This window comes from Candidatus Eisenbacteria bacterium, from assembly GCA_026388185.1.
Classification (GTDB): Bacteria; Eisenbacteria; RBG-16-71-46; order JAFGJU01; family JAFGJU01; genus JAPLKG01.
This window is the reverse complement of sequence record JAPLKG010000008.1, coordinates 39,070-54,907: the sequence shown is the minus strand read 5'-3', so window position 1 is coordinate 54,907 and position 15,838 is coordinate 39,070. Positions and strand designations below refer to the sequence as shown.

The following is a 15,838-nucleotide window of genomic DNA, read 5'->3' as shown; positions in this document are numbered from 1 at the left end:
AGGAATCGTAGCGCCGACGAACTGAGGTTCTATCCGGCAGCTATCCTGCAATACTTCTTGCTACCTGAATCCTAACGGTTCGCAAATCGTACAATTTGGGGAGCGGGTCTCTCGACTCTTCGATCTATTTCTCCTTCTCCTTAGACGCTCGCATCTTGGAGCTGAACAGTGACAATGCTGTCTCTGTTGGAATTGTTCCTAGCACCTCGAACAGATAGTGCAGCCTGAGGATCGCAAGACCAACAACGGTCATGTAGTCAGCTCGCGATGGTCCGATGTCCTTGAAGTACACCCGCTTGAAACGAGCGAAGAAGGGTATGTCCTTGTAGGGTGCTACAAGCCCCCTGATTCGGTCCTTGTGACTTCCTTTTTCGAGGGAGCACGCGGCGGTTTCGTGGGCGAAATCATTGCGGATTTTGCGAACTAGGTGGAGCGTACGAGCGAAGTCGGAGTCTATCAAACCCAGTCTGAAGACGAGCATTATCTTGTTACTAAAAGTTGATCCGGGTCCCTGATTCTCGAAGAACTCGTCCACCGTACCGGCATTAGCAACCAGGTATTTCTGAAGGATTAAGGACAGGAGAAAATCGAGACGTGCTGCTGTAAGTACGACGATTGCCCTGTCGGATTCGTCTTTGAATTCCTGAATAAACGCCTCAAAATCGTTTACGATCGGGAACTTTTCCTCTGCCATAGTCGTCTCCTCAGGTGTGCTTGTATACGTAGTGTGTGAAACTGGACGGTGTTGCACTTTCGTGGATATTCACAGTGCAATTTTCTGGGTGGCCCAGCCCAACCTGCGGCGCCAGAAAAAGCCAAAAATCAGCTCAGAGATGATAAACGCCAGACCTGCCCTCAAGCAGCCTTCGCAATCCAGACTCAAGAGTAAATCTGTCATATCTGCAAGTCAATGGAATCTCGCTGAGCGTGCTCGGTAAGGTGGACCGTGGCGTTTTGCCGTTGTTCAAACAGCCACGGCGTCATCCACTTCTGGCCACTTCAACCCTAATGGTTCGCAAATCGTACAACTGGAGGAGCACTCTGGACGGTTCATCGAACTCTGGGTAGATCTACGGCGATGGTTCGCAAATCGTACAACTTGAGGAGCCACAATGAGTTCTACTGCGTCTACCTCAACGCAAGTCGTGAACAGCGAGGGGATGCCTAGCGGATGCCGAAACGTTCCTGTAATAACGGATCCATTTCCGGTTAAGCAGTGTGTCCATCACGAAGTTGCTTGCCGCTGCGGGCGTCCCCAAGAGGGGGTCTCCTGCGTTGATCCGTGAATTCATCTATCATCCGAGCAAAGATGCCGCTATCTTGAACATGGAACACTTCTGCATCAGAGTCGTTCAGCATTTCCACGAAATCCCTGAGAATGCTGTCCCTGACAACTATGAGACAGTTCGTTTTGCACTGGGAAATCACATCTCTCAGAACCGGCCACAACCCTTCCCCTGATAGTTCTAAAGGGCCGACTTCGTCCACTACCAAGAGATCGGCATTCCGGGTTCGAAGAAGGACGTTCTTGGCCTTTTCGAGACCGTCGGGGATGAAAAAATAGGGGCCTAGCTTTTGCCAAGCTCTTTCTCCCGTCGCGCGGATAAAGGGGACCGCCTCCTCTTCGCTCAAATCATACAGATCGTAGCCTGTGCACTCGTCACCATTCCAGATCGACACACTCAGGAAACCACCAACCTCAACCCCCCTCTCTTTCAACGAACGGATGATCCGTGCCAAGAAGGTCGTTTTTCCGGAATGTACAGGACCAGTCAATAGATAGATCATTGATCAGACGAAAGACCCCATCCTGAACAACGGTGTCGTGACAAAAAACGAGCTAACAAATAAGGGGCTATTGAATACGTGAAAGATTCGTGAGGGCGTCCAAAATAAGTCCTCAATCAATCGCTCTTTGCGTCCCGAATTCTTTCGGGGGTCATGGGAAGCTGAAACAGTCTCGCTCCGGTGGCATCGAAGATGGCATTGGCAACTACTCCACCCATGCAAATGATTGCTGGTTCCCCTCCTCCCTGTGCAGGCGAATCTGCCCCATCGATCAGCACCGTATCGATGTCCGGCGTCCAGGAACACCGCGTGATTTCATAGGTGTCGAAATTGAGGTCAAGGATTTCTCCGCCTCTAAAGTGAATTTCCTCGCTCAGGGCATAACCCAATCCCATCGTGATGCATCCTTCTATCTGCAATCTTGCCCCTTCCGGGTTGATCGCCAGACCCATGTCTTGAGCGCAGACGACACGCTTGACCCGCACAAGCCCACTCCCCTTGTCGACTTCGACCTCGGCCATGTGCGCGACATAGGTGCCTGCATCAATACCGCAGGCTACGCCATAGCCTCGACCACTTGGCGCTCTTGACTGAGTCCAACGGAATTTCTCCGCTGCCGCCTTGAGAACTCTGATCATTCTTTCGTCTTTCAAGTTCTTCAAGCGAAATTCCAAGGGATCCATCCCCGCCTTGGAAGCCATGATGTCCATCTGTGATTCGCGCGCAAAGGTATTTGTGTTGTTGGCGGGTGCACGCCACGGGCCCGTGCCAAAAGGATGCGATCCTGGGGCGCCTCTCCATCCCGATCCATAGACCACCGTTTGGTGATGAGGAATATCGTAGAAGTGCTCAGAGCCCCTCTGTCCTGCGAAATAGACACCGTAATCCCACAGTGAAATTCCACCGGAATTGGTAATTCCCGATGTTATTTTGACCACTGCCGCCGGTCGGAAGGTATCATAAAAGAATTCCTCCCCGCGGGTCCAAGCAACCTGGACAGGCTTCCCGGTTAGCTTTGCCAGACGGGCTGCCTCCACACCCTGCTGGTTGTTGGTCTTTCCACCGAATCCACCTCCTACAAAGGGAGTGATGACGCGGACATTCTCAGGGGGAACCTCTAGTGCACCAGCAATCTCCTCCTTGAGGCCAAACGGCGTTTGCGTGGATGCCCAAACTGTGACTTTGCCTCCCTCGACTTGAGCCGTAGCCGTATGAGTTTCGATGGGAGCATGAGCAACATAACCGTTCAAGTATTTTTTCTCAAAAGTGGAGACAGACAGTTTTCTCCCTTCCGCAAGATCCCCCCCGTGGGAAACCATCTCGCCTTTCGGGGCAACCTTGAGCAAGTGATCGAAAATAGTCTTGTCGTCTACATTCACTTCCTGCGAATCGTACTGAGCCTTCAGTCTATCGATGGCCTCCGCGGCCACATCAGGATATTCATGAAGAACGGCCACAAGATCACCATCCTGGACTATCTGCACCCCTTCCGTTTCTCTTGCAGCCGAAACATCCACGCCCTTCAATTTTGCGCCATGAGCCGGGGGTCTTAGGAGTCTCGCATACAACATACCGGGTAATCGAATGTCTCCAGAAAACTTAGCTCTTCCGCTGACCTTTTCCGGTGCATCTCGACGTGAAACCGGTTTGCCTATGATTTTGAATTCCGAGAATTCTTTTGTGTGTGGCTTTGTTTCAAGATGTTTCTCGATTCTTCTTCCCTTCGCCAACTGAGCGTAGGTCACTTGATTCTTGCTATTGTTCTTATCGAATATCACTCCAGCTTCTACTTTCAACCGGCTCATTGGCGCTTGGAGGTGTTCTGCAGCCAATTCCATCAGCACAGCTCGAGCTTCTGCGCCGGCGGCCCTGAGGGGCGGACCAAAGAAACGTGTGGTCATGGATCCGAAAGTGCCCATATCCCAGGGACACAGATCCGTGTCTCCCATGATCATGTCAACTGAATCCAGAGACACCTCAAGCTCATCCGCCAACATCTGCGCCAGAGAGGTAACCGCTCCCTGACCCATTTCGATCTTCCCGGTAAAACACGAAACCCGACCGTCCTCTCCGATCAAAAGATAGGCATTGAAATCGCTGGGATACTCGATACCTCCTCGACGTTCTTGTGCCTGGAGCACTGAAAGATCTCCAACAGCGAACAGGATCAATATCCCCCCGCCAAGACCTTTCAGGAACGCTCGACGGCTGAGAGGAAACCCGACATTCATGTCAGAAAAATCCAACTTCAGGACTTCATCGTCTCTCATCCGGTCACTCCCCCTCTCATCTCCTGAGCTGCGGCTTGGATGGCCTGGATTATTCTGAGATAGGAACCGCATCGACATAGATTACCGTCCATGCCTTCGATGATTTCTGCACGAGTGGGTTGAGGGTTCTTGATCAACAGACCGTAGGCATTGATGATCATCCCTGAGGTGCAAAATCCACACTGCATGGCATCACAGGTTATGAATGCTCTCTGTAGAGGATGTAGATTCCCGTTTCGAGACAGTCCCTCGATAGTGATGACTTCCTTCCCATTGATAGCTTGCATCGGAAACCGGCATGACCGGACAGGTTCGTTATTCACCAGAACTGTACAGGCTCCACAGAGTCCCTCTCCGCACCCATACTTAGTTCCGGTCAGACCTAAGTCTGTACGTAATATCCATAGGAGCATCCGCTCCCCATCCGATGTCAATTCCGTGGGGTTGTCATTGAGTATGAAACGAAAGGTTTCTTTCATACCATTTTCCCCTCCTGTGTCTTCATTTGTTCATCATTGAGATCTGCGACTGAGTATACCCGAACTGTCTATTTATGAGTATTACTTCCGGCTTAGTCTGTTCCTTGCTCGAGCAGCAGGATGTTCTCTTTCCGGGGTCACCGCGTTTCGATCAGCGTGGGGCAGCGCCCATCACTCTTGGCTTCGACGCGTAACGCAAGTATAATCGGAAACGACCGAGGACGATTTGACGGAAGATAGAGGACACAGGTTACGCGCACATAATGTATGACTAACTCACGGCAACAGAGCATGATATCTATCAGAAAACTTGATCATAATGACAGGGCAGACGTCAGGAGAATAGCCTGTGAGACCGCTTTTCTGGGAGAATCACTGGCCTCTTGCTTTGACGACGACGAGATTCTGGCTGACGCCCTGACCCTCTACTTCACAGACTACGAGCCAGACTCTTGTCTTGTCGCCGTTGACGAGGACAGGGTTGTGGGTTACGTTACCGGGGCAAAAAACTCAGCGACGATGCGACGGGTATTCAGAGCGAAAGTAATGCCCCGACTTTTCAGGAAGGCCGTGCTCACGGGGACTTGCTTCAGACCTAAGGCGTGGAGATTCCTCTTTCATGTCATGATGAGCTTTCTTAGAGGGGAGTTTTGTACTCCGGACGTCTCACGCGAGTATCCTGCTACGCTGCATATCAACGTGGATGCGAGGTTCCGAGGGACGAAGGTAGGAACGCAGTTGATGGATCGCTATCTTGGATTTCTGAAAAGCGAGGCGGTACCAGGCGTCCATGTCAACACAATGTCAGAAAGAGCAAGGAGTTTTTTTCAGAAGCAGGGCTTCGGCCTGCTGGCTGAAGGGAAGCGAACTTTTTTGAGATACTGCCTGAGAAGAGACCTGCCGTTTTACATTCTCGGGAAGAGACTGTGAGATCGGAGGTTGACTGCACAATGCGCTCGGCCTAGAAACGCGAACACATTGATTACGCGATGCGCCCCAGCTGGGGGTGCCGCTGGAGAGTCATATGTCAACGGCAATAATGTTCGATCCTCAAGATCGCATTCTCATACTCGCACCGCATCCGGACGACGAGGTCCTGGGCACCGGCGGAATCATTCAAGAAGCAATGAAACTGAACCTACCGCTACGAATTGTGTTTCTTACCTATGGCGACAGCAATGAGTGGTCATTCCTGCTTTATCGCAGGCATCCCGTGTTACTTCCGAAAGGTGCCAGGAACATGGGGCTAGTGCGACATGACGAAGCGCTTGAGGCAGCCAAGGCACTGGGAGTGCCGCCCCCGCAGCTAACGTTTCTCGGATATCCTGACTTTGGAACGCTGGACATCTGGTGTTCTCACTGGGGCGATCGACCACCCGTTGAAAGCATTCTCACCCACGCGGGAGCGGTGCCATATCCAAATGCCTTTCGGCCAGGAGCGCCGTACAAGGGAGAGGAAATATTGGCTGACCTTGAGAAGACATTACTCGAGTTCAGGCCGACGAAGATATTTGTCTCTCACCCCGGTGACCACAATTCTGATCACAAATCGCTCTACCTCTTCCTTCGTGTCGTCCTCTGGGATCTTGAGAATGAGATCAACCCTGTCGTCTATCCTTACCTGGTGCACTACAGGCAGTGGCCCACACCGAGGGGATATCGTCCCAGTGATAGCCTGTTGCCTCCTCACGAGTTAAAGTCGAGGATACAGTGGCAGGATCATGATTTGAATTCCACCGAGATAGAGCGCAAGCGCAATGCTCTCAGGAAGCATCGGTCACAGTACGAAGCAAATAGAAGGTATCTTCTCTCTTTTGTTCGTTCCAACGAGATATTCGGAGATTTTCCAGACACCACTTTGTCGCTCAATGCCGGCGCAATTGCGATTTCGCCTGAATACCATGACTTGAAAACAGCGCTACCCGAACAGCTTCTTGAAGAGAACCGAGAGGCATTTGTCGGCATTCAGGAACGCTTCGTGCACATTGAAAATGGGCGATTTGTGCTATCTATTAGGTGGTCCAGACCTCTGGGGGGACAAGTAGGAGCTTCCGTCTACGTGTTCGGATATCGAAAGGACCTCTCCTTCCAACAGATGCCAAAGTTGCATATTAAGCTGGGTGAACTTGAACATCGAATCTACGACCAGGACCGCACCCTTCCGACGGACGCGATAAGGGTTCAGCGCAGAGCAGAAGAAGTAATCCTTGACGTTCCGCTTGAGCTTTTGGGAAATCCGGAGCGCATCCTTACCAGCGCACATACCTACTTCCTGGGTCTCGTACCGCTCGACGGGGGTTCATGGCGAGTGCTGAAAGTGGTAAGTTGACTCATCTCGAAAGAGCAGAACACAAATCCTGTATTCCTCCAGGGATCCTCGGATAATTCCTCTTAAGTTCAAACTACCGGGCCCCTGGTTCGAGTCCAGCCCGAGGAGCCACTCCTATTGCTTTGCCATGTGCGCGCCGCGTGCCAAGTGCGTCAAGATCAACCCCCGTGGAATGACGGCAAGCGAAAATCACCATTCGAGATCGGTTTCGACCAAGACTTGAGAGTCGAACTCCTTTTCGCTTGATAAAGGCACCTTATACGCCGCTCCGATGAGGACACGTCTGCTAATCCGACCTTTGAGCCCTCCCAGCATGGTATACAAGGGCGGCGATCCTTTCACTGCCTCCCCGATGAACTCCACGACCGGGAAAAACCGTTCACTGAGCTTGACCACTGCCGATGCGCTACCCTCAACGTCCTCTTCCTTCGGACTGTACTCCAAGGATTGGTTAAGTGCGAACCCGCTGGTCGCCCAGGCAGTGGAGAAACCGACCAGAGTATAGATCGTTTTCTCACCTTCATGAGTTGGTATCTCAAACTCCATGAAGGGAGAGAAGCCGCTCATTCTATCATGGCTGCTGAGGGCGGCGAATTGAAAGGTAATCTCTGTATGTGGGTTGCTTGATACCCGGTCATTTCTGATATGAAGGCCGATGGTCTCTGATAATCCGGTCTCCAAATGGAACCCGAAATCCCCCTCGGTTTTTCCTTCACCTGTGGTGGCGGTCCCGTCCAGTCGGAGCGTGTAATTGCCAACACCTTCGGGCATACCCATGTGCGTGAAGAAGGGATGGGCAACGTCCATCTCTCGAGCCGTGCTCTTCGTGGTGTCAGGCGCCTGATCGCCCATTTTCATCCCCTGCGTCATATCGTTCGTCTGGCAGTACGACGGCGCGGTGAAGAGGACCAGAGCCAGCAAACACAGCAGAACATACGCCGGCAGAAAAGATCGCTTCATGGCAATCTCCTTTCGCATTTTCCCGTCCTTCCTTCAGATTCGGTGGACAACTCGTTGGAATTTACTCTGCACCTGCCTATCGAGGCAACCGCCGGCGCAGAAAGGTCTCGCGAGCCTTGAGAGCGGCCTGTCTATCGCCCAGTCTCTCATAGAGCCCGATCATGGTCACGAGCGAACTCGAATCTCTGACCGCTCCAACGATCGGGCGCCAGGTGCGGGCCGCGTTCCGGGGTCGCCCTGCCTTGAGCTCAGTCCACCCAAGACGCAATCGAGCTTCGGGGTAGTCCGGCTGGAGCTCAAGGGCGCGGGCGTAGGCTGCGGCTGCGTTCTCCAGTTGGCCGAGACCGGCGTAGGCCTGGCCAGCCAGGAAGTACGCTTCAGCGAAGCCGGGGCGCGACTGCATCAGAAGATTGAAGTGCCCAAGTGCCGCTGCGAACTGCCCCTGCTCATAAGCATAGGTGCCGCAGATATACGGCACTCGCCAGGGTGTGGCACCCATCGAGGTGATGGCGCGCGTAACGTGCACCGTTCGCAGAGAATCGCTCGCGAACCATTCCGGTGTGGTCCCGAACCCAGGTTCGATGCGATACAGAACCGCAGGTCCGCTCGGGAAGAAGCGTTCCACCCGGAGTCCAGGTACTTGTGCTTCCGGGTCAAGCAGATACGTGAAATAGGCTCGCGTGTTTGCCTCGGGCCATGAGAAATAGATGAACTCCACCTTTTCACGAAGGCAGTATTGAGCGAGCTCCGGTAAAGTGCCGACGGCTGGAAATGGAACTAGCGTAAATCCTGCTGCGTAGGCGATGTGTGGCTTGCGGGCTAGAATTCGAGTTCCCCGCGGGGCAGCACGATCAAGCACCTTGGCAGCTTCCAGGACCTCCACTGGTAGCTTGTGCAGAACCTCGCGCTGGGTGTTGAGGCTGGCTGCTCCAGAAATCAGGAGCGGCAGGAGGGCCAACACCCACTTGAGCGGGAATAGCCATCCTTTGACAACGGGGACCAGACGAGGCGATGCAGCCGCTACTCCAGCCAAGGTGAGGTAGACCGGGGCGAGCGGCAGCGAGTAGCGCTCAGAATGAATCGCAGGCACCAGGGTGATGAAGAGAAGAGCGCCCATCATCCACACGGGCAGGAACCTGCGCCAGGTTCCGTCCCACAGCGAGAGAATCAGACCGAACATGCACCAGACTGCCACTTGCCACCCGAGAAGCAGCTTGACGTCCAGAGCCAGGTGCCGAAAAAGATTGGTGAACTCACGGCGCAGCACGACGGCCGGGGCATGGAGCGCCACATCCCGGAGCGAGCTAATCTCAGGTTGAACTTGCACCGCGTATCGTTCCCACGAGATGCCTTTGGACGAATAGATGTCGTACGCGATGTTATGAAAGAGCGCCCCTCCGGGCATCTGGCCGGACTGAAGCGATAAACCCAGCCAGGGCAGTATCACGACGGCGAAACCGACTAGAAAGAGGACCAGCGCGCGTAGGCGAGAACCCGAGCGGCCTCGATCGAAGCACGCGTAGTAGAGGAGAGCCCCGGGGAACAAATAGACGGCGTTATAACGTGTAAGCGCCGCAAGTGCAGCCAGTGCCCCGGCCCACAGCGGCGCAAGCCCCCGTCGCCCGACAAGGAGAGCAAGAAGTGCGGCCGCCTGCACGAATGTGCCCAATGCATCTGTCGTGACGGAATATCCGTAGCGAAAGAACGTCGGGTTGACCGCGAGGAACAGCATGGTCCACAAGGCGAGTCCTGATCCAGCGAGTCGCGCGACCAATAGGAACCAGAGGATGAGTGTGCCGCACGCTGCAAGAACCGCAACCAACTCCGCTGCCGTGAAGAGGTCTCGGGTGGCCAGCCCAACGGCAGCAACTACCGCGTCGAAGACGGGTCCCACGACGGCGTATCGCGACGGATCGAGATGGCCTGCCTGGATCAGACGTGCTCCCTCGGCGTAGCTCCCGTAGAAGTCGGTTTCCGTGTAGTAATCACCGATCTTGTGGGGTCCAAGTACGACCCACAAGAGGAGGCCTGCAGCCAGCACTACGACGATCATCGCAATCCGATAGTGCCAGGCAACAATCTTCGCTGAACCCGGTCCACGAAGACCAAGCGGGTCCCGGTGTGTGTGAAGAGACGAGCGTTTTGCTGAAGCACGCCGCTGGTGTCGCGAAGTAGAGCGAGCCATGACCCTCAACCGTGTGCGGACTGACGACTGCCATCACAACCTCACACCCGAGGCATTCTAAGCCTGGCCGACGTTCTCAGCAAGGAGAATCATTGAACCTTGAAAAGCAAGCCGAAGGCGGGCTGGGAGTGGCCGGGTGCTGAGGCCGACGTGTGCCTCGGACGAATACGCTATCATCGTCCGTGACTCCGCACGGCGTCTCGTGTATCATGTGAACAATTCCGCACGGGTACACAAGTTAGGGAAAGTTCAAGGAAAGGTTCACAATTCCGGGAGGTTCTTATGAACGGTGTCTTTCGCGCGTGCGTGATCGGATTTCTCGCGACCGCGTGCTCTCTTCCCGTCTTCGCTCAGTCCGTCCTTGCCCAGGCGAGCGAGCGCAGCCGCCGCGACCACGTCCGCTACGAGAAGAACTATCTAGACCCTGTCATCAAGGCTATGGAACACGAAGCGGACAGTCTCAAGGCGGTGGACGATAGCGCCTCGGCGAAAATACAGAAAGACTTCCGCGATAGTGAAAAGAAGAAGTCGGACGAGAAGCTCGTAATCCGCCTCGACTGGAGCGGCGTCGTCAAGCCGGCGTCCCCTGAGGCGTTCAAGCCACCCTTCCATTTTCCGCCGCGCCGCCAGTATCGGACGGGAACGTGTTGGTGCTTCTCGACGACCTCCTTCTTCGAATCCGAGGTGAAGCGCCTCACCGGGCAGGAGATCAAGCTCTCAGAAATGTACACGGTCTACTGGGAGTACGTCGAGAAGGCACTCGGGTACATCACGAAGCGCGGATGCCAGCCTTTCACACAGGGTTCCGAGTCGGATGCGGTTTCAATCATCTGGAAGAAATACGGCGTCGTCCCAGCCTCGGCGTACTCTGGTCACGCCCCGGGGAAAGACAAGTACGACGACGAGGGCATGACGAGCGAGATGGCGCGCTATCTGGAGTTCGCGAAGAATCACAACTATTGGGATGAGGGAATAGTGATAAGCGAGATCAGGGCGATTCTCGACCGCTACATGGAGCGACCGCCTGAGGAATTCGAGTACGGAGGCGACCGTTACACTCCGAAACGATTTTTCGACGAGGTCCTCAAGCTCAAGCTCGACGATTACGTGGACGTCATGTCGACCCTCTCGATCCCGTTCTACACGAAGGGGAAATACGACGTCCCCGATAACTGGCGGCCGACCGAAGACTACTGCAACGTGCCGCTCAAGGAATTCTACGAAATCCTCACCCGCGCCACGGCCCGAGGGTATACCGTCGCTATTGGCGGCGACGTATCCGAACCCGGGCTCTACGGCTTCGAGGACGCCGCAATCGTGCCGACGTTCGACATTCCCCAGGAGTACATCGATCAGGATGCGCGGGAGTTCCGATTCGACAACCATACCACGGAGGATGACCACGGCGTGCACCTGCTCGCCTCGATGAAGGTCGCGGGACGGGACTGGTTCCTCATCAAGGACTCCGCGAATCGCGCATACTGGGGCAAGCAGAAGGGATACTTCTTCTTCCGCGAAGACTATATCAAGCTCAAGATGCTCGAGTTCACGGTCCACAAGGACGTCGTCCAATTCATCATGCCCAAGTTCGAGGCACAGGAGAAGGCGGCGCGGTAGTAAAATGACGCGATGATCGACATTCGTAACTACATGTTCACGCGACGCGATCTTGCCGACGACGAGCTAATCGACAACGCGAGGGGGTAATCGTGACCAATGTCCCGAACAACAAACAAGACAAGAAGGCAGCTCTCAAGGGCCTCATCAAGAGGCTCCACGAAGGCGCCGACCCGGAGTCGATGAAGGAGAGATTCAAGGAGGTCGCGGGGGACATCGACGCCACCGAAATCGGCAAGCTCGAGGAGGAGATGATAAAGGACGGCATGCCAAGAGAAGAAGTGCACAGGCTCTGCGACGTTCACCTGGCCGTTTTCAAGGACTCGCTCGATAAGGAAAAAACCGCGGCGCCTCCCGGTCACCCGATTCACATTCTCATGGAAGAGCACAAGATGATTCTCAAGTTCGCCGAGGAGTTGAAATGTGTGACCGACGGTTTGAGCGAGACGAAAGATTTCGCCCCTGGCGGACAGAAGGCAAAGGGGTTCGAGGCCGCCCGGCAGCAAATGGAAGAGATTGAGGAACTCGTAGGGCGTTTCAAGGATTCGGCAAGTCACTACGTGAGGGAAGAGAACGTGCTCTTCCCCTACCTAGAGAAGCACGGTGTCACCGAGCCTCCGGCCGTCATGTGGATGGATCACAACAAGATCAGGGAAATCGAGAAACGGCTCTACGGGTTCGTCGATACGCTGAAAGGGGCACCGAGCGCAGATTCGGTGAGACAACTCAGGGAAACGGCAACCGCTCTCGGGCAGATGCTCTCAAACCATTTCTACAAGGAAAACAACATCCTCTTTCAGATGGCCTTGAAGGTCATACCGCAGGACGAATGGAAAGACATAAGACAGCAGTTTGACGAGCTTGGCTATTGCTCGTTCACACCGCAATCGGCGAAGATAGCCGCCGCTCAAGTGGGCGCCGCAACCGCCCGTCCAAGCTTCGGCAGACCGGCTGCGGGCATCGAGGCGGAGACTGCGATACAACTGGAGACAGGTTCCCTGCCCGCAGAGGCGATTCAGCCGTTTCTTAACACCCTGCCCGTTGATGTCACATTTGTAGACGACAAAGACACGGTGAGATACTTCAACGAACCCGAGCATCGTATCTTTCCCAGAACGAAGGCAGTGATTGGCAGGTCAGTCCAGCAGTGCCATCCTCAGAGCAGCGTGCACGTCGTGAATCAGTTGGTGAGTGACTTCAAGAGCGGTCTCAAGGACGTGGCCGAGTTCTGGATCAATCAAGGCGGGCGCGTGATTTACATCCGATACTTTGCCGTTCGCGATCAGAAGAAGAAGTACCTGGGATGCCTCGAAGTCGCACAGGACGTGACCGAGATCCAGAACCTGAAGGGAGAGAAAAGGCTGCTGAGCTAGTCGCTATATTTCCTTTCGACCTTCGAATGCCTTCGCGAGGGTCTGCTCGTCACAATATTCGATATCAGAACCCACGGGAAGTCCGCGCGCTATTCGAGTCACCTTGACCCCGTGTGGCTTCAGCAACTGGCTGATGTAAACCGCGGTGGTTTCGCCCTGTGCCGTGGGATTCGTGGCGACTATGATCTCGTCGAGTTCCTCCTCGCCGACCCGCTTCACCAACTCCCGAAGCCTCAGTTCGTCGGGACCGATCCCGTCGAGCGGAGAAATCGCGCCCAACAGCACGTGGTAGAGTCCTCTGTACTCGCCGGCCTTCTCTATGGCGATGATGTCGGAAGGCTGTTCGACGACACAAAGCATTCCTGTCTCTCTACGCCCGTCGGCGCAGATAGAACATGTTTGCGCTTCTGCGATGTTGCCGCAAACGGAGCAGTATCCGACCTTGTCCTTCACGTCCATTATGGCCGAAGCGAACCTCTGAGCTTCAGGCCGCGAGACCTTGAGAATGTAAAGCGCAAGCCTCTGCGCCGACTTCCTGCCGATGCCTGGAAGCCTCACAAATTCGTCGACGAGTCTCTCGATGGATTCGGACGCAAACTTCGCGCTCATCTTAGAACATCCCAGGCGGCACCATACCGCCCGTAATCTTCCCCAACTCCTCTTTGGCAAGCTCTTCCGCTTTTCTCTTGGCATCGTTCACGGCGCTCAGTATCAAGTCCTCAAGCATCTCGACGTCGTCCTTGTTGACCACTTCGGGATTAATCTTGATGGAGACTATCTCTTGCTTGCCGTTTGCCACGACGATCACCATGCCGCCGCCCGAAGACGCCTCAACGGTCTTGTCGGCAAGCTCGTCCTGAAGCTTCACGATCTGTTCCTGGAGCTTCTGCGCCTGTTTCATTATCGACGAAATGTTTTTCATCTTCTCCTCATGACGCGCGGGACGCGAGGAAAACTATCCCGCCAGGGTTTCGACACTATTCCTCAATAATCTCTCCGTCAAAATACTCGATTATGGTTTTTAGGGAACCGCCTGCGTTTGATTCCGCATTGTTGTTGCCGCTCTCGGCTGCAGAAACTTCCTCCGGCGTCTCTTCCGAATCCGGCTCAATCTTAACGCAACTCACTCGAAGAGTCGCCTTGAAAACCTCGGTGCACTCCTCCTGAAAAACCTTCTTGTTCACTTTTTGCTCGACGATGCTCTGCTCGAAACTCTTGTCCTCCCTGAAACCGAGAAGCACTCTTCCTTGGGAAATCCCGAGGAACCGCGCCACGGAGAGACAAACACCGAGCGACTTCTTGCGTGAGGTTATTCTGGCCAAGACCAGGTTCCACTTCTCAAGAGATTCCGGCGTGACTCCCTCGCCGCGGGCTTGGGGGTCTTCGACGGGTGACCTGGGAATCGCTCGCGCAGATTCTCCTGTCGAGACAGTCTCGGTCGGCTCGGCGATCGCCGGTGCAGGCTCCTCAGCCTCTGCGGATGGGGCGGCCGCCCTCGCGATCGTTCGCCCAGGCTCTTCAGCCTGAGCAGGCGGAGTCGTCTTGCCAGTCGTACCCTCAGCCTCGCCCGCGGGCGTAGCGCTCGCCTCGGATCGGCCGGGGCGCATCGCGGCTCGCCCTGGGCCGTCGACTTGACCGGGGGCATCGCTTCGACCCGACAGGCTCACCTCGAGACGTTCGAGTCTATCAATCAACTCACTCAACTGCGTTGTCGAATCGAGGTAGGCCATTTCCACTATTGCCATCTCAAGATGGAGCCTCGGCATGGCACCTCGCCTTACGTAAAAGGAGGCTCGCGACGCGATGTTGATCAAGCGCAGAATGTCTCCCTCACTAAATTGCTTTGCCTGCTCTTCGTAGCGTTTCACGTGGCCGGTGCTCGCTTCGACAAGAGAAGCAAGATTCGGATGAATCTTGATGAGAAGGAGGTTTCTCAGATGTTCCATGAGGCCGTCGGCAAACTCGTCGAGGTTTGCACCCTTGTCGAAGAGCGCTCCCAAGGCTTCCAGAGCCTTACGGGCGTCTTTGGCCTTGACTGCATCGATCACGGAAAAGAAGGACTCCGCGCCGCTCAAGCCCAGTAGTTGGGCAACGTCGAGTTCCGGAGCTTCTTCAAGGCCGGCGGAAATGAGCTGATCCAACATGCTCTCGGCGTCTCTCAGGCTGCCGTTCGCCCTTCGAGAAAGGAGAATGAGCACATCGTCCTTGACCTTGAAGCCTTCCGCCGAGCAGATGTCCTTGAGTCGCGCGGAAACGTCTCGTGTGGGGATGCGAACGAACTCGAAGCGCTGGCAGCGAGACAGAATCGTCTCGGGCACCTTGAGCGGAGCAGTCGTCGCCAGAATGAACTTCACGTGAGGGGGAGGCTCTTCGAGAGTCTTGAGAAGCGCGTTGAAGGCGGCATCCGTAAGCATGTGTACTTCGTCAACGACGTAGACCTTATATTTTCCCCCAGTGGGTGCGTATTTCACGTTCTCCCTGAGATTGCGTATCTCATCGATGCCCCTGTTTGATGCGCCGTCGATCTCGATGACGTCGAGGCTCACTCCGATCGTGATCTCGCGACAGACATCGCAGGCGTTACAGGGGACGGCTCCTTTCGCATTGGGGCAATTCAAAGCCTTCGCAAGAAGCCTGGCCGTCGTTGTTTTCCCCACGCCCCTGGGACCCGAGAAGAGATAGGCGTGCCCTACCCGGCCGGACTCAATCGCGTTGGCCAGTGTCCTTGTGACGTGAGCCTGGCCCACGACCTCTTCGAACGTCGAGGGTCTCCATTTTCTTGCGAGAACGAGATAGGACAAGTTTGGCTCCTTGCTCGTCACGGTCGCGCCCGGACG

13 protein-coding genes are annotated in these 15,838 nt (G+C 54.9%); 4 read left to right on the top strand and 9 right to left on the bottom strand.

Going from position 1 to position 15,838, the window contains the following annotated elements; translation table 11 throughout:
• Positions 1 to 124: 124 nt before the first annotated feature.
• The 4 genes from NTX17_02995 to NTX17_02980 form a co-directional block, all read right to left on the bottom strand.
• Positions 125 to 694 carry a hypothetical protein gene (locus tag NTX17_02995; GenBank protein ID MCX5800334.1) on the bottom strand — a complete coding sequence of 190 codons (570 nt, stop codon included), beginning with the start codon at positions 692 to 694 and terminating at the stop codon, positions 125 to 127.
• A 515-nt stretch (positions 695 to 1,209) separates the two neighbouring features.
• Positions 1,210 to 1,788, bottom strand: coding sequence for a DUF2478 domain-containing protein (locus NTX17_02990; protein ID MCX5800333.1), 579 nt, complete (start codon positions 1,786 to 1,788; stop codon positions 1,210 to 1,212).
• 116 nt (positions 1,789 to 1,904) lie between these two features.
• Positions 1,905 to 4,058: a molybdopterin-dependent oxidoreductase gene (locus NTX17_02985; protein ID MCX5800332.1), complete on the bottom strand. Its 2,154-nt coding sequence runs from the start codon at positions 4,056 to 4,058 to the stop codon at positions 1,905 to 1,907.
• A complete protein-coding gene (locus tag NTX17_02980; GenBank protein ID MCX5800331.1) occupies positions 4,055 to 4,537 on the bottom strand; it encodes a (2Fe-2S)-binding protein in 483 nt (160 codons plus the stop codon). The genes NTX17_02985 and NTX17_02980 overlap by 4 nt, the downstream gene beginning before the upstream one ends.
• A gap of 291 nt (positions 4,538 to 4,828) precedes the next feature.
• Between NTX17_02980 and NTX17_02975 the strand changes: the two genes are divergently transcribed.
• Both NTX17_02975 and NTX17_02970 read left to right on the top strand, forming a co-directional pair.
• On the top strand, positions 4,829 to 5,467 hold the full coding sequence (locus NTX17_02975) for a GNAT family N-acetyltransferase (GenBank protein ID MCX5800330.1): 639 nt from the start codon (positions 4,829 to 4,831) through the stop codon (positions 5,465 to 5,467).
• Positions 5,468 to 5,561: 94 nt separating this feature from the next.
• Entirely contained in the window at positions 5,562 to 6,866 is a 1,305-nt protein-coding gene (locus NTX17_02970) for a PIG-L family deacetylase (protein ID MCX5800329.1), read from the top strand.
• Between the two features lie 189 nt (positions 6,867 to 7,055).
• Here NTX17_02970 and NTX17_02965 read toward each other — a convergent pair whose 3' ends face one another.
• Both NTX17_02965 and NTX17_02960 read right to left on the bottom strand, forming a co-directional pair.
• Positions 7,056 to 7,718, bottom strand: coding sequence for a hypothetical protein (locus NTX17_02965; protein ID MCX5800328.1), 663 nt, complete (start codon positions 7,716 to 7,718; stop codon positions 7,056 to 7,058).
• 184 nt (positions 7,719 to 7,902) lie between these two features.
• Positions 7,903 to 9,879 (bottom strand): glycosyltransferase family 39 protein, encoded by a 1,977-nt coding sequence (locus tag NTX17_02960; GenBank protein ID MCX5800327.1) that lies wholly within the window; start codon positions 9,877 to 9,879, stop codon positions 7,903 to 7,905.
• 414 nt (positions 9,880 to 10,293) lie between these two features.
• Here NTX17_02960 and NTX17_02955 point away from each other — a divergent pair, with 414 nt between their 5' ends.
• Both NTX17_02955 and NTX17_02950 read left to right on the top strand, forming a co-directional pair.
• On the top strand, positions 10,294 to 11,628 hold the full coding sequence (locus tag NTX17_02955) for a peptidase C1 (GenBank protein MCX5800326.1): 1,335 nt from the start codon (positions 10,294 to 10,296) through the stop codon (positions 11,626 to 11,628).
• Between the two features lie 92 nt (positions 11,629 to 11,720).
• Positions 11,721 to 13,001, top strand: coding sequence for a DUF438 domain-containing protein (locus NTX17_02950; protein ID MCX5800325.1), 1,281 nt, complete (start codon positions 11,721 to 11,723; stop codon positions 12,999 to 13,001).
• A gap of 3 nt (positions 13,002 to 13,004) precedes the next feature.
• Here NTX17_02950 and recR read toward each other — a convergent pair whose 3' ends face one another.
• Genes recR through dnaX form a run of 3 tightly spaced genes read right to left on the bottom strand, consistent with a single transcriptional unit; the run spans position 13,005 to position 15,802 of the window.
• Entirely contained in the window at positions 13,005 to 13,610 is a 606-nt protein-coding gene (gene recR / locus NTX17_02945) for a recombination mediator RecR (GenBank protein MCX5800324.1), read from the bottom strand.
• A 1-nt stretch (position 13,611) separates the two neighbouring features.
• The gene (locus tag NTX17_02940) at positions 13,612 to 13,923 is read right to left on the bottom strand and encodes a YbaB/EbfC family nucleoid-associated protein (protein ID MCX5800323.1); all 312 of its coding nucleotides are present in this window, start codon (positions 13,921 to 13,923) and stop codon (positions 13,612 to 13,614) included.
• 55 nt (positions 13,924 to 13,978) lie between these two features.
• Complete coding sequence (gene dnaX, locus NTX17_02935) at positions 13,979 to 15,802, bottom strand: DNA polymerase III subunit gamma/tau (protein MCX5800322.1); 1,824 nt, start codon at positions 15,800 to 15,802, stop codon at positions 13,979 to 13,981.
• Positions 15,803 to 15,838 lie beyond the last annotated feature (36 nt).

What these genes read in the sequence shown, in the direction of transcription:
- NTX17_02995 (MCX5800334.1), bottom strand. Translation starts at nt 694, where the DNA reads ATGGCAGAGGAAAAGTTCCCGATCGTAAACGATTTTGAGGCGTTTATT.
- NTX17_02990 (MCX5800333.1), bottom strand. Translation starts at nt 1,788, where the DNA reads ATGATCTATCTATTGACTGGTCCTGTACATTCCGGAAAAACGACCTTC.
- NTX17_02985 (MCX5800332.1), bottom strand. Translation starts at nt 4,058, where the DNA reads ATGAGAGACGATGAAGTCCTGAAGTTGGATTTTTCTGACATGAATGTC.
- NTX17_02980 (MCX5800331.1), bottom strand. Translation starts at nt 4,537, where the DNA reads ATGAAAGAAACCTTTCGTTTCATACTCAATGACAACCCCACGGAATTG.
- NTX17_02975 (MCX5800330.1), top strand. Translation starts at nt 4,829, where the DNA reads ATGATATCTATCAGAAAACTTGATCATAATGACAGGGCAGACGTCAGG.
- NTX17_02970 (MCX5800329.1), top strand. Translation starts at nt 5,562, where the DNA reads ATGTCAACGGCAATAATGTTCGATCCTCAAGATCGCATTCTCATACTC.
- NTX17_02965 (MCX5800328.1), bottom strand. Translation starts at nt 7,718, where the DNA reads ATGGGCGATCAGGCGCCTGACACCACGAAGAGCACGGCTCGAGAGATG.
- NTX17_02960 (MCX5800327.1), bottom strand. Translation starts at nt 9,879, where the DNA reads ATGATCGTCGTAGTGCTGGCTGCAGGCCTCCTCTTGTGGGTCGTACTT.
- NTX17_02955 (MCX5800326.1), top strand. Translation starts at nt 10,294, where the DNA reads ATGAACGGTGTCTTTCGCGCGTGCGTGATCGGATTTCTCGCGACCGCG.
- recR (MCX5800324.1), bottom strand. Translation starts at nt 13,610, where the DNA reads ATGAGCGCGAAGTTTGCGTCCGAATCCATCGAGAGACTCGTCGACGAA.
- NTX17_02940 (MCX5800323.1), bottom strand. Translation starts at nt 13,923, where the DNA reads ATGAAAAACATTTCGTCGATAATGAAACAGGCGCAGAAGCTCCAGGAA.